The sequence below is a fragment of the Bryobacter aggregatus MPL3 genome (assembly GCF_000702445.1).
Classification (GTDB): Bacteria; Acidobacteriota; Terriglobia; order Bryobacterales; family Bryobacteraceae; genus Bryobacter; species Bryobacter aggregatus.
Genome location: NZ_JNIF01000003.1, coordinates 2,106,151 through 2,120,010, shown reverse-complemented (window position 1 = coordinate 2,120,010; position 13,860 = coordinate 2,106,151). Strand labels below are relative to the sequence as shown.

Below are 13,860 nucleotides of genomic sequence, written 5' to 3'. Positions count from 1 at the left end.
ACTCGCTCAGTTTGAGCTGAAGGAGAAAGGCAATCAGTATCAAACTACATTATGAACGCGCAAGGTGCCGCACTGCCAGTAAAATCAAGCTGATGCTCGTCGAATTGCTGGTCGAGAATTTTGCGGTCGCTGATCGTGTGCGGATTCGCTTACACGCTGGCCTGAATGTTCTATCTGGGGAAACAGGCAGTGGAAAGAGCCTGCTCGTCGATTCACTCGGGCTTCTCTTTGGAGGCCGCGCCAGCACCGAGGTGATCCGCAGCGGGGCCGACCGGGCCCGGATTGCCGGCATTTTCGAGGCTCCCAAGAAGAAAGCGCTGTCGGCGCTCCTTGATGAAGCCGGTATTGAACTCGAAGACGGCGAATTACTCATCGAGCGCGAGATCCTCGCCAACGGGAAGAGCCGCGCCTTCATCGGATCAAAGCCTGTCTCCGCCAGCTTTCTGAAGCAGCTCCAGCCCTGGCTGGGTGATATCCATGGCCAGCACGACCAGCAACGGCTCTTCAACATGATCGAGCAGCGGCTGATGCTGGACGAGTATGCCGGTAATGAGACGCTGCTGGAGCGCATTGCCACGCTCTTCACCGCATTGCGCGCCGCCGAAAGCGAACTCGCGCAGATCGATGCCCGCGAACAGGAATTGCTCCGGCAACGCGATATCTGGTCCTTCCAGAAAACCGAGATCGAATCCGCCAATCTCAAGCCAGGCGAAGACACGGGACTGGATCAGGAGTTGCGGATCCTCGCCAATGTCGTCAAGTTGAAGGAACAAGCGGGCGGCGCGTATGAGGCGCTGCAAGAAGGGCCAGAGTCGGCGATGTCGATGCTGATTGTCGCCACCAAGCGGATTGCTGAACTGAAGCGGATTGACGAAAATCTGCACAGTGTCCTCGAGAACCTTCGCACGGCGGAAGCCTCGATCGATGAAGCATCTCGCGAACTAAGCAGCTATGTGGAGAATCTCGAAGCCGACCCGGGCCGGCTTGCTTTTGTCGAGGCGCGCATCGCCGAGATCGACAAGCTGCGGCGCAAGTATGGAAGCAGCGTCGAGGAAATTCTCTCGTTCTATGCAAAGGTCAGTGCGGATCTGGCCCTCATTGAAGGCGCCGATGAACGGCGGGATCATCTCCGCAGCGAGATCAAGAAGTTGCAGATAGCTTATGGCACGGCGGCCGCCGAGTTGACAGTCCGCCGCCGCAAAGCAGCCGAGAAGCTGGAGAAGAAGGTCGAAGGCGAGCTGAAAGATCTGAATATGGAGCGCAGCCGCTTTGTGATCGCGGTGCAGGAAAGCAGTTGGAGCGCGACGGGAGCGGACGAGGTCGCCTTCCTGATCTCCACCAATCTCGGTGAAGAACCGAAGCCACTGGAGAAGGTGGCGAGCGGCGGCGAACTTTCGCGTCTGGCGCTGGCGCTAAAAGTCTCACTGGCCGCAAGCGGGCAGCGCACGATGGTGTTCGACGAGGTGGATGCTGGGATTGGGGGCAGCGCAGCCGAACAAGTGGGCAAGAAATTGAAAGCGCTGGCAGCGTCCAATCAACTGCTTTGCGTCACCCATTTGGCGCAAATTGCGGCTTTTGCAGATCATCACTTTCTGGTGGAGAAGAGAGAAGCCAAAGGCCGGACGCATAGCGTCATCGAAGAACTGGAAGGACCGGCCCGCGTGAAAGAAATCGCCCGCATGATTGGCGGCCAGCGCCTGACCGATGAGGCCGTACGCTATGCCGACCAGCTACTTCAGATGGGCGCAACAGCCTGAAGATTTTGTTTTTTATTCCACATCCAAAAGATTGTACGCCTACGTTCCTTGGGGTGAACTGGCGGTAACGCCCATCCCACACAGGACCTCATAAGCGTATGAACTCGAACCCCCTTCTTGAAAGTGTCATCGAACAGGCGCCGGATCGACGTAGATTCATGACAAAGATTAGCGCGTACACAGCCATGCTGAGCGCCTCTGCGGCGATCTCAACGCAATCGGTCGAAGCACAGACCGCGACCATTACAGACGTCGATATTCTGCAGTTTGCCTTGAACCTGGAATATCTCGAAGCTGAGTTCTATACTTATGCGGCGTCGGGCAGAGGCATTGTTGCCCACGGCATTGGAGTTGATGGCGATGGCACCGAGGGGGTGACCACCGGCGGAGATAGAGTCAATTTCAACAGCAATGTCCTCCCCTTGCAACGGATTGTGGAAGAACTTGCCTTTGACGAACGCGCTCATGTCACCTTGCTTCGCGGCGCCCTGACAGCAGCAGGCGTGAAGCCGGTGGCGAAACCCGCACTGAATCTGGGGGGACTTGGCTTCGGATTTGGTGGCCAGGCGGACTTCTTCACGGTTGCCCGGATTCTCGAAGACATTGGCGTAACGGCTTACGGTGGCGCAGCGCCCCTGATTTCAAACAAGGACTATCTGGGCGTGGCAGCACGCATTCTCGCCGTAGAGGCCTTCCATTCGGGCAACATCCGGCTGGTGATCGCCGAGAATCGCTATAACAGCGTGAAGGTCGACGGTGTCGATATTGTGCCGCCTCCAACGGGAACCCGCTACTTTGCCACCGATGACAATGCGCTATCCGCTGTGCGGACTCCGGCGCAGGTACTGTACCTGGCCTACGGTATGAAGGCGAATGCGACCAGCGGAGGCTTTTATCCAGCGGGATTCAACGGAAAGTTAGCAACTTCAGGCACCGCTGCCTAGCCTCGGTACGTTATAATCGTGGGCGGTGAGGTGCGAGAGTGGTTGAATCGAGCAGTCTCGAAAACTGCCGTACCTTCACGGGTACCGTGGGTTCGAATCCCACCCTCACCGCCAGTTCTTATCCCCGAACACAATTCAGGCGCCCAGTCTCTGGGCGCCTGATCCGTTTTTAGACTTTCAAGAGTTACCTAGAAGGTAATCCGAGCGCTCACCTGTCCTGTCCGGCTTCCACCAAAGTCCGAATCGCGAGCCGCGGTAATCTTGCCGAAGCTGCTGCTGGTGACATTCAGATTCGGATCGGCCAGATTCGTGTGGTTCAGAACGTTCGTAAACGACCCTTCCAGACGGATGTTGATCCGCTCCGTAAGAAAGAATGCCTTACTGAGACCCGTATTCAGGTTGACGGTTCCCGGTCCGCGAATGACGCCCACTCCGGCATTGCCAAAGCGGCCGATCGGCGCCAGGTCAGAAGATGGATTCACGCCAATCGTGCACGGTTTGCCAATCGACCAGACGGCGGTGCCCGGGCAAGCAAAGGCCGTTGGATCGGCCCACATGTCGCGAGTGGGATTGCTGAGATTCCCGTCCTTCACACGATCGGGATGTCCGCCCGTCTTGCCCGTACCCGACGGATCGCCGGTGCTGAAGGTGGGCGACATCATCGCACCACTCTGCAGGAGCAACGACGAACTCAGACGCCAGCCGCCGAACACACCATCGACCAGACGGTTCACGTGACTGCCAAACTGACGTCCCCGGCCAAAGGGCAGCGCATAAGTCCCAGTCGTAATCCAGCGATGCCGGCGCGGGCCGTACATCGGACCGTATTCGGATCGGCGGTTGTAAAGGTCAGCCGAGCGGCTCGTTGTTTCGCCAGCCAGCCCTGTGGGAGACGGCCCGTTGTTATCGGCCATGCTGTTCGCCCAGGTGTAGGTGCTGTCAAACTGCGCGCCAGCCAGGAGACGGCGCGTCACCTGTACCTGTGCCGCGTTGTAGAAGGCGTTGCCTCCGGTTGCCCGCGTATTCACCGTGCCCCAGTTCGGGAACGGACGGCGGCTCAAGGGCTGCGCCCGATAGAACTCCTTCGAATAGTAGGACTGGTTCAGGTTCGGAGACCAGACCAGATCCAAGGTGCGCATCCCGATATAGGACAGACGCAAGCCGGTGGAGAAACCGAGGTCGCGATCAAAGGAGAGATTCCACTGCTGGGAGTAGGGATCCTTGAAGTTGATCGAATTTGCAGTGCCAAAGTAGGCATTGCCGAAACTGTCGGCAACGACGCCGTCACCACCCGCGCTGATATTGGGCCAGGCGAAAGTGGGATTACCTTTCGCATCGGGATTAGTGAAGTTGCGTGCGTCCGATTGCAGGGTGCCGGTGAGCGAATAGAAAACGTTACCGAGAACCGTCACGTTGTAGACGCCGTAGCCGCCGCGGATGACGGTCTTGTCGCCAGCAAAGGGCCGATAGGCAAAACCGAAGCGAGGCAGGAAGCGTAGCTTGGGAACAAAGCGAAGCCCTTCGGGGATTCCAGCCTGTTGCGCGGAGAGCACCGGCGTGCAAGGCGCACCATTGGCCGAAGGCCCTTCCCGGCTCCCCAGCTTGGGGCAGGCATTGAAGGAAAGCAGATAGCCGGGTGCGAGATTGGCCTCGGCCCCAGTGGGATAGATGACCGCGCCGGACTTGGCAACGCTGGGATCAAAGTTGCCGATGTTCCCTCCGCTGTCCTTGTAAGAAGGATGATACTCATAGCGCAAACCCAACTCGAGAGTCAGCTTATTGGTCACTCGCCAACTGTCCTGCGCAAAGAAGGCGTAGTGCGTCGTGTTCCCATCGTTGTCGTTCTTCACCTTCGCATAGGCGCTGGTGACGGGGAGGCCAAGGAGGAAGTCAGCCATGCCCGAGCGAGAGAAGGAACCATCGAAGTTAAAGTTTCCGTAGTTATCGCCAGACAGGAAGCCCAGTGCCGAACCCGCTCTCATCTTGCGGATGTCCAGACCATACTTCATCGTATGGCGGCCCTTGGTCCAGGTCAGATTGTTGTTGACCTGATAGGTATGCGCCTTGCCAAAACCATCGGCGCGATCGACGTCGAGAGACTGGATGTTGTTGATGTCCAGATGGGACAGACCGTTGAAAGGGAAGGTGTTGCCCAGACCTTGCAAGCCCAGGCCGTTGGTGAAAGCCCGTCCATCGAGAGGCATTGCGTTGGAATTGTCAAAGCGAGTGAAACCAAAACGAAACTCGTTCAGCACCGTCGGACTGATCGTGTAGTTGTGCGACACCACAAGCATCTTGCTGTTCTCAGACCGGGTTCCTGAGGGTACCGACAGCGTCTTCGGCGTTTTGGTCAAAGTATCGAGCCAGGTCCAACGTGCAAAGATCGATTGCTTTGCGGTCAGGTAGTGATCCCCACGAGCATCGTATTGGTTGGAGTTGTATCCGCTGTCGCGATTGTCTATGTAGTTTGCATCATGAGAGACGGTGAGATCGCCAGCATTCGGGAGGGGATAGAGCGTCAGAAACTTCTGGGCCACGGAACTGATGCGTGTGGCAGGAACCAGATTCCCGGCAAAGGGCTGCCCGGTGAGCGGATCGCGAACGATAACGCCCTCTTTGCTGAAATCCCCGGCGCGCATCAAAGCAGTGGGCACGCGGTTCTGAATCGTCTGACCTCTGGGGAAGGTGAAGCGCTCAAAGTCGGCAAAGAAGAATGTTTTGTTCCGGCCGTTATACAGTTTGGGGATCATCACCGGACCGCCGATGCTGCCACCCACGTCGTTTGCCACCTTTTGCGGTTTGACCAGCGCGCCGTAGCGTGTCGCATCGAGTGCGCGGTTCTGGTGATACCAGAATCCGGCGCCATGAAACTCGTTGGTGCCGCTTTTCGAGATGGTCGTCACATCGCCCGATTGGCCATACTCGGCCGTGTTCCCCACCGCCTGCACGCGGATTTCAGCAATCGCTTCGACCGAGGTGAAGGATTTCCGCAAAGGCCCATTCCCACCCACGTCGACGGTAGAAATGCCGTCGACCGAATACTGGGTCTGCGACGGGAGACTGCCCTGGATCATGAAGTTGCCGCTATTGTCGGGCTGGACGCCTGGCAATAGAGCAATCAGATTGTAAGGGCTGGTGTCGTTTGCCGCGCGAACGTTGCCGGGCATCGCAAGCAGCTTGTCGGAATTGAAGCTTGAGGAGATGGTCTGCGTGTCGGTTGTGATCACGCCAGCGGAGGATTCCACCGTCACAACGTCGGCGCTCTTGCCAATCTGCATCGCAATATCGACGCGAAGCGACTGGCGGGCGACCAGCAGCAGTCCGGTGGTGCTGAAACTTTGAAAACCGCCCATCGTCGCAGCAACGCTATAGTGGCCCGGCTTGATGTTGACTGCCTGGTAGTTGCCGTTCTCGTCGGTAGTGAGTTCCCGCGTTGTATTTTCGTCGGTGTTTGTGATCCGGACTGCCGCCTTTGGGATCACCGCGTTTGAGCCATCGGTGACCGTTCCCAAAATGGTGCCGAATGTGGATTGCCCCGGCAGTTGCGTGGCAAAGGCCAAGCAACTGGTAAGAGCCACCGTTCTCCAGAGAAGATTTCTGATCGACATTCCGCTTCCTCCAATGAAACTTCTGCCTCTCCATGAGCGAGGCATCTCAACGAGTGTAAGTGAGTTTTTTTAGAACTGTTAGTGGCTGAACCGTTAAGAATTGCCAACCTTTATTAAAGTCAATCACTTCGGCGGCGAGGACGAATCAACTGTAACTGATACGTCACGAATGGTTCACCTTTTTCAAACATCATAAGATTTTGTATGGTTTCATTTGTTTGTAAGATGCAGCTGCTAAGACGGTCCGTTGAAGCGTCGAGATCCAGCGCGAGGAGGATTCATTGCGCTTGCGTCATGTGACAAAAGCACCGTTTCTGCGTCATTTTTTCGCCTTCTAAGCGATTGGAAGCAATGGAGTTGAGTGCTCGGTAGGTTCGTTCCTTCGTTTTTGCTGTTTGTACGCTATTTCTGCTTCGTTGCGCTGGAGGGAGAAGGTGCGCTGCAAGTCATGGGCGAAGCGGGGTTCGGGTCTCGGCTTCGATTTTTTTGAAGGTACGGACATTGAGATCGACGATGGACTGCCCGGCTTGGGGCGACAACCTGTTCGATGGCTTTGTCCATCCGCTGGTTGAGGAGTTCGAATTTGGTGGCGGATCCCGGTGGATGCCGACGATGAGGTAGCTGGCAAAGAAGACCTCGGCATTTTCGGTACCAATGAAGTAGTTGTGGGAGTCAGCTCCGTGGCGGAGGGCATTGAGAGAGGAGCCGAACTGGCCCTCGCTGCTTCTGGGCTTCGGTTGGCATGGCGAAAACCTCTGGAGGAATTGAAAAAGCCCGAGACTTGGAACCTCAGGCTTTCGGGAAGGACACAATTACTCCTTCGGGAATATAGAAACAGGTGGTTTTGGATGGGAAACACGAAAGCTAACCTAAGATATTGATACTTAGGAACAAATAATTTTTGGAAAGCGAGGACTATCTTGACGCGAGACGATCGGATAGTGGGGCCAGTTATGGGAGTGGAGTTCTATACCTTGGCTTGTGAGACGCCGCGAGGCACCTGTATGTTGTCCGCGAGTCTGGCAAAGAGGGCGGAGTTGCCTGCTATTTGGGGCGGAAATGCGAAGTCCTTGATGCGGGCTGTCGCCCTTTCGGTGCCCTTTCCGACGGCGGCAGTCGAGTCTGGCCATGGTTAGACGGCAATCTGGATCACCGCCTAACCATAGACCCCTAACACCGTGGACCTCTTAAGGCCGTGGAGTTACGAACTTCTCAAATTTCAAGGCTTTCGACCTCGACCAGTGGACGGCACCGGCCGCATTGGTGATCATCAGTGTACCCTCAGGCGAAATGATGATCTTCGCTTTCGGATCTTGATTCGGCGTTGATTGCCACGTTACGCCATACCCTATCTGCCACAACTTGCAACATGCCGTTGACGAACCGGACCTGGAAGTGAGAAGAGGCTTGGTATGCGCCGTCGCCACACATCAGTGACGGGCAAGATTCTGTCCTTCTTTCTTCTTCACGCAGAGACCATCTTGAGCGTACTAGTCTCCTGAGTCATTGATTTCTAGCAGAAGTGTTCGGTTGATGGGCGGCAAGGGTGGTTGAAGCAAAGCGGGCGATGGACTCAAGAATTTGAGAGGCAGATTTGGTCCAGAGGAATGGTTTGGGTTGCTCGTTGTGCACGGCAATGAACTTCCGAATAGCGTCCTCTAGTTCCGAGACGCTTCGATGAGAGCCACGCTTGATTTGCCGTTGTGTCAACAACGCAAACCAGCGTTCGACTTGGTTCAACCAAGAGGCATGTGTGGGAGTAAAGTGCAGATGATACCGGGGCCTCTTTTGGAGCCACTGTCGAACCTTGGCGGTCTTGTGCGTTCCGTAGTTATCCAGCACCAGATGGACATCCAGGTCGGCAGGGGCGGCCGCATCGATTTTTTTCAAGAAATCGAGGAACTCTACAGAGCGATGACGGCGATAGCATTTGCCCAATACCCGGCCGGTGGCGATATCCAGAGCCGCAAACAGACTGGTCACTCCATGTCGTTGATAGTCGTGCGTGCGGCGCTCAAGTTGACCGCTTCGTAGCGGCAACACGGGTTGGTTCCGGCTTAGCGCCTGGATCTGACTTTTCTCATCCACGCACAGCACCAACGCATGATGCGGGGGCGACAGATAGAGCCCAATAATGTCCCGCACTTTGTCAACCAGCAACGGATCGTTCGACAACTGGAAGGTTTCGCTTCGATGTGGCTTCAGACCAAAGGCACGCCAGATGCGGCTGATGGTGGATTGACTCAGTCCTGTTCTCGTCGCCAGCATTCGGCTGGACCAATGGGTTGCTCCCTTGGGGGCCTTCTCCAGTGTGAGCCGGACGACCTGCTCAATCTTGTCGTCGCCGATTTCTCGTGGCGCCCCGGGCCGAGGCTCATCTCCCAAAGTTGAGATCCCGCCCACAATGAAACGATTACGCCAGAATCCAACAGTAAACCCAGTTGTCCTCAGCTTCGCCGCAACTGCGGCGTTACTCAATCCGCCGTCGCATTCCAGGATGATTCGTGCCCGAAACGCTGTTGCTCGGGACTTTCTTGGCTGCCGCACCAACCGTTCCAACTCTTCCCGTTGCTGCTCGGTTACCACCAACTCCTGCTTCTTGGGTCGTCCTCGCTTCGCTTCCATGCTTCAACCATAGAACAAGCGGTTATATTATGCCAGCCACTTAGGACTCAGGAGACTAGAAGCCATCTCATAAACCAAGACAGCAATATTCGATAATGTTGTGGAAAGATGAATTCGGCACGCGAACTCAGCGATGCCCAGTGGGCAATCTTAGATCCATTGATACCGGAGCCTCCCCGTCGCAAGGATGGCCTTGGCCGGCCGTGGCGTGCTCGACGGGAAGTACTGGGTGGGATTCTCTATATCTTGCGCACCGGAGCAGCCTGGGCCGATCTGCCCGAGAGGTATCCACCTTACCAGACCTGCCACCGCAGATTCCAGCAATGGGTCAAGTCTGGGGTGATGAGAGGCATACTGGAAGCGTTAGCCGAAGACCTTCGCACTCGAGGTGGATTCGATGTCCGGGAGGCCTTCATCGACGGAAGCTTTGCTTCCGCTAAAAAAGGGGGCCTGGAGTCGAAAAAACCAAGCGGGGCAAGGGGACCAAGATCATGGCAGTGGCAGACAGCAACGGTCTTCCTATCGCCGTTTGCACGGAAAGTGCTACTCCACATGAAGTGATTTTGGTCCAGAAAACTCTGGCCGAAATCTTCGTCGCTGAACCCATACAACGGCTGATTGGTGACAAAGCTTATGACTCTGAAAAACTGGATCACGAGCTTGCCGAAACCGGAGTCGAGATGATTGCGCCACACCGGCGCACTTGCAAGGCTCGTACGCAGGATGGCCGGTCTCTTCGTTGCTATCGACGCCGCTGGAAAGTCGAACGGCTCTTTGCCTGGCTTCAGAACTTCCGCCGCCTCGTCACTCGCTACGAATACTCTCTCGATAACTTCACAGGTATGCTTCACCTTGCCTGCTCTATGATCATTCTTCGCTGTTTATGAGATGAGCTCTACTCTACGCCGTAACCGTCTTGTGCGATGGGCACCATCCAGTGTCGTCAGTGATCGCCAACGTGCCCTCCAGCGAAATAAAGATCTTCGCTTTCGGATCTTAGTTGTGAAACGGCGGCAGCGGCAATTGCCAAATCACTTTGCCCGCACCATCCAGGGCCTGTAATGACCCCTGCGCGTACTCATATAAGTGGACCTTGCTTCATCGCTGACACACCAGCGATGGGTAAGACTCTGACGGTCCTTCCTCTTCAGGCAGAGATTGTAGTCCTGCTGGAAGATGAGGAGGTGACCGTTCATACTCACGGCATATGCATCAAGCGAGCCTGGGAGTGTCTGCTTCAAGTCCATGTTATTGAGAAGAATTGTCCCCTGATAATTTTTAAGATTGTAATAGCGTGGATCATAGTCTTGTGCAACCAGCGAAGATCATCACTCTCGCCGCTGGTAACAGTCCTCCTGTCGCCGTTGCTGTCGACAGCACTTCGCTGGCCGGGTGTCAGCTTGTGGAAGACGTTCTGGCCGGAAGCTTCCTCAACGAAGTGCCCAAGCGACTCATCGGAAACAAAGCCTACAACTCGAACAAGCTCGACGAAACGCTTGCCGAAGAGTACGGCATCGAAATGATCGCGCCGAACCGGGGCAAGACTCAAGATGGGCGCCCACTGCGCCGTTACCGCCGCTGGCGCGCCGAGTAGCCCTTCGCCTGGCTTCATCACTTTCGCCGCCTCGTGACTCGCTGGGAATATCGCGTCGAAAACTTCCTCATCTTCGTTCGTCTCGGCTGCCTACAACTCTTACTTAGATATTGATGAGATCATTTCTAGCCTCATCGAAATTATCACGATCACGCCAGTAGGCTGGCTGGCGCGACGCGTATCGTTGTTCACCGAATTCATGATTTGAACGTTCACCATGGTACTTGTGACATGTACCCGTAGTGCACAGCACGTTATAAGCGATGGAAAATCATTAGCACTTATGTGGGACTAAGGAAGGAAAAATATTTTGGCCGTTTTGAGCACTGCTAAGTGACTTCCATATTATACTATCTTGATGAACTTTAATTTCAGCCTCCTGGGGCGTTGTTTGTCTTTCGGAAGGGTTTCGCTGTTTCTTGCAATCCTAGGTGCGAGCGTCCAGGCTCAGACGGCTGAAGATCCATTCGCTGCTCCCCAATCGCCTGGATTCGTCGCCCTCATGCGCAGCGATAAGAAGTATTTCTCGCCATCCGGCAAGCACTACCTGCGGTTCCAGCCGGATGGCAACTTTTTAGTTGCCACAGCCGGAAACCAATATCTGTGGGGAATCGACCGTCTCACGAGCAATTACGGCCGCTCCTATGATGTGCTCCTGGGCGGCGGGAACATCGTAATCAAAGACAATAGGCGTTTCACAGTCTGGCAGGCGCTGGACCGCGTCGTCGACCCGAGCGCGCGGCCTGTTTTGACGCCGGAGGGCGTACTGCAATTGGTCAGCGCCGCCGGGGCCATTACCTGGGCGAGCGATGGAAAACTCGGCGCCACAACGGCGCCCGCAAATGGCGCCAATCAGAATGGCGCTGCAAGCGTCCCGGCGCAGACGGCTCAAGATCCATTCGTTGTTTCCCAATCGCCGGCAGGCGTCGTCCTCGCGCGCAGCGATAGGAAGTATCTCTCGCCATCCGGCAGGCACTACCTGCGATTCCAGCCGGACGGTAACTTTTTAGTGGCCACAACCGGGAACCAATATCTGTGGGGAATCGACCGTCTCACGAGCAATTACGGCCGCTCCGCTTCGGCGACCCTGGGCGGCGGGAATATTGTGATCCGCGACGCAAGGAATTTGGTCATCTGGCAGGCGCTCGACCGCGTCGCCGACCCGAGCGCGCGGCCCGTTTTGACGCCGGAGGGCGTATTGCAATTGGTCACCCCCACTGGATCTGTTACCTGGGCAAGCGACGGAAAACTCGCCGCAGCAGCCCCAGCAGTTGCTCCCGCGAATGCCGCCAATCCGAACGCCTCTGCGAACGTCCCGGCTGGCACCCTCCCGTTTGCCACCAAGCTACCCATGGCCGCTGGAACGTCGCTCAAGCGGGGTTTCAAGTACTCCTCGCCGTCGGGCCAGCACCAGCTCTTCTTCGCCGACGACGGCAACGTGGTCCTTACCGGAGACAACGGCAGCTATATGTGGGGTTTCGATCAGGTAGCGAAAGATCTCCGCCGCATCGACCGTGTCGAGCTGCGCACCGACGGCTCATTTGCGGCCTATGACGCCAAGGGCGCCGCTGTGTGGACCGCACCCGTGAAGCGCCGTGACCCATCCGCCCAACTGACGGTGAGTTTCGATGGCGCTCTGCGGCTCGTCACCCCTGGCGGCGAAGTGCTGTGGGCCAGCGACAACAACCTTTCCGAAACCATCAACGTTTTCACCAAACCGAACGCTACGACATGTCAGCCCGAACCGGGTTGGGCAACGTGCATCGTGCTCGCAGACCCCAAAATCACGATCCAGGCCGTGGCCCTGGCGAGCCAGTCAGCGATCTTTGCCGTAGCGAACATCTATACGGAGCTGACCAAACGCTTCAAGCCGGAGTATCCACGCAACAAGTTCGACGGGTACAAGATCTATCTGACCAACGGCCAGCCGTGGTCCGCGCTCGCAAAACTGGAGCCAGTTGGCTCCATGTGGCCCAACCAGACCGGCCCGCAGAGCGGCGACGTTCTGCGTGGTGGCGCGTCCACGAACTACCTATGGATCGACGAGCAGATGATCTGCAAGCGCGGTGTCAAGACCCGTACCGACGCTGGCGCGAAAGACGACTCGCTCCGTACATTTGACCAGGTGGTGCATGAGTTCGGCCACGCGATCGACATGAGGTATAACCTGCGCAGCCGTCTCCCCCGAGTCTATTCGAACAATCCGGGCTTTGTAGAAATGTTTCCCCAGAGCATACAGTCCTGGTTTGGAACGCCCCGTAAGGCGGAAACGGGCGCTCCCATCGCGCTGATGAACGAGATCTTCAACTCTCAGGTGTCGTTCTCCTGCGAGGGGTACCGGCCTTAACTTGTAACAACATGAGGGGAGGTGGCCATTTGTACCGCCGCCCCTCGTATTGATCCAGAAACTCTCTGTCCAGACGCCTCGGCGGCACGGTCTGGAGTACGGCCAGAATGCCGCAAGCTGCCAGTTGGGGCAGCGATAGGTCTTCTTGCCAGGGATGTAAATGTCAGCTTCTTTTGCGAGGGAGAATGCGCAGGATCAAGCTGGCCTAGAGCCTCCATCAGTAAAACGTCCGGGACGCCTTAGGCCCAGCGGCGGTGTAATGGCCAGTGCCTCCTCTCTAGCCGAGAGAACAGAGAGCCAAGAGGGACAGCCTCACTCGTCACAATGCATTTTCTCCTGACGCCCTAGCTCGCTCAACCACCAGGTTTCTCCGTTCGTCTCCATCGCCTACCGCCAGAACGTTGCGATCGCAGCTTGGCGCGGGATGTACTTCCAATTGTGTATTGCGAACGATCCAGTCTCTTTCATGCAGACGATCCGCAGAACGGTTTATGAAACAGCGCCGAATGCTCCGGTCGCGAGTTTGATGAGGCAGATGCAGCGCATCGACCACTCGATCGGACAAGAGCGCACATTTACATAACGTTGTTCGCGGTTCTGGCGCTCGCCATTGCCTGTGTGGGCTTGTATGGCCTCCACGGCCACTGTGGCCTTCAGCGCTGGTGGGTGGGTCTTGCGGGTCTTGGGCATCGGGTCTCCTTCATTTTCAATGCCGACCACCACTTAAGAGAAGCTCAATCTGCTGTCCAATTTCGGGGCCCACTACAACAGTCGAGACTGACTGATCTTCCAGATCGCGGTACCCAATGCAATTGCGCTGTCAGATGGCCGTTTCCTCATACATTCCCCAAATGAAGCTCTTCAGGCGCTGTTGGGAAGTAACCGGTTTGGCTCAGCCTCCGAGTAGCGTGTCACCGCTCGGAACCTGGCCTCCCCGTTCTTCTACGGATGCTCTCCGACATTTTTTTCGCTAAGCTGTCGAAAA

8 protein-coding genes and 1 tRNA gene are annotated in these 13,860 nt (G+C 56.4%); 6 read left to right on the top strand and 3 right to left on the bottom strand.

Translation table 11 applies throughout. From position 1 onward, the window contains the following. The first annotated feature begins 92 nt into the window (after positions 1-92). The 3 genes from recN to M017_RS0110010 all read left to right on the top strand — a co-directional run bounded on the left by recN (position 93) and on the right by M017_RS0110010 (position 2,815). Positions 93-1,757: a DNA repair protein RecN gene (recN, locus tag M017_RS0110020; RefSeq protein WP_031497719.1), complete on the top strand. Its 1,665-nt coding sequence runs from the start codon at positions 93-95 to the stop codon at positions 1,755-1,757. Between the two features lie 158 nt (positions 1,758-1,915). Beyond that, positions 1,916-2,701, top strand: a complete 786-nt coding sequence (locus M017_RS0110015) for a ferritin-like domain-containing protein (RefSeq protein ID WP_162179879.1) — start codon at positions 1,916-1,918, stop codon at positions 2,699-2,701. 24 nt (positions 2,702-2,725) lie between these two features. Next, positions 2,726-2,815, top strand: a tRNA-Ser gene (locus tag M017_RS0110010). A 74-nt stretch (positions 2,816-2,889) separates the two neighbouring features. Here M017_RS0110010 and M017_RS0110005 read toward each other — a convergent pair. After that, complete coding sequence (locus M017_RS0110005) at positions 2,890-6,309, bottom strand: TonB-dependent receptor (RefSeq protein ID WP_031497717.1); 3,420 nt, start codon at positions 6,307-6,309, stop codon at positions 2,890-2,892. A 1,503-nt stretch (positions 6,310-7,812) separates the two neighbouring features. Beyond that, a complete protein-coding gene (locus M017_RS0109990; RefSeq protein WP_051669437.1) occupies positions 7,813-8,934 on the bottom strand; it encodes an IS630 family transposase in 1,122 nt (373 codons plus the stop codon). A 108-nt stretch (positions 8,935-9,042) separates the two neighbouring features. Between M017_RS0109990 and M017_RS28625 the strand changes: the two genes are divergently transcribed. The 3 genes from M017_RS28625 (at position 9,043) to M017_RS0109965 (ending at position 12,875) form a co-directional block, all read left to right on the top strand. Further along, positions 9,043-9,821, top strand: a protein-coding gene (locus tag M017_RS28625) for an IS5 family transposase (RefSeq protein ID WP_202901636.1) whose coding sequence is annotated in 2 segments (ribosomal slippage) — positions 9,043-9,394 and positions 9,394-9,821 — 780 coding nt in all. Because the reading frame shifts where the segments join, the coding sequence is not laid out codon by codon here. Between the two features lie 407 nt (positions 9,822-10,228). Continuing rightward, entirely contained in the window at positions 10,229-10,528 is a 300-nt protein-coding gene (locus M017_RS30670; protein ID WP_080507618.1) for a hypothetical protein, read from the top strand. 502 nt (positions 10,529-11,030) lie between these two features. Next, entirely contained in the window at positions 11,031-12,875 is a 1,845-nt protein-coding gene (locus M017_RS0109965; RefSeq protein ID WP_031497712.1) for a hypothetical protein, read from the top strand. Positions 12,876-13,364: 489 nt separating this feature from the next. Here the strand turns inward: M017_RS0109965 and M017_RS0109960 are convergent, their stop codons facing one another. Then, a complete protein-coding gene (locus M017_RS0109960) occupies positions 13,365-13,595 on the bottom strand; it encodes a hypothetical protein (protein WP_035957757.1) in 231 nt (76 codons plus the stop codon). Positions 13,596-13,860 lie beyond the last annotated feature (265 nt).

Bases quoted from the DNA above. Each gene is read 5' to 3' on its own strand.
- recN (WP_031497719.1), top strand. From the start codon at position 93: ATGCTCGTCGAATTGCTGGTCGAGAATTTTGCGGTCGCTGATCGTGTG.
- M017_RS0110015 (WP_162179879.1), top strand. From the start codon at position 1,916: ATGACAAAGATTAGCGCGTACACAGCCATGCTGAGCGCCTCTGCGGCG.
- M017_RS0110005 (WP_031497717.1), bottom strand. From the start codon at position 6,309: ATGTCGATCAGAAATCTTCTCTGGAGAACGGTGGCTCTTACCAGTTGC.
- M017_RS0109990 (WP_051669437.1), bottom strand. From the start codon at position 8,934: ATGGAAGCGAAGCGAGGACGACCCAAGAAGCAGGAGTTGGTGGTAACC.
- M017_RS0109965 (WP_031497712.1), top strand. From the start codon at position 11,031: ATGCGCAGCGATAAGAAGTATTTCTCGCCATCCGGCAAGCACTACCTG.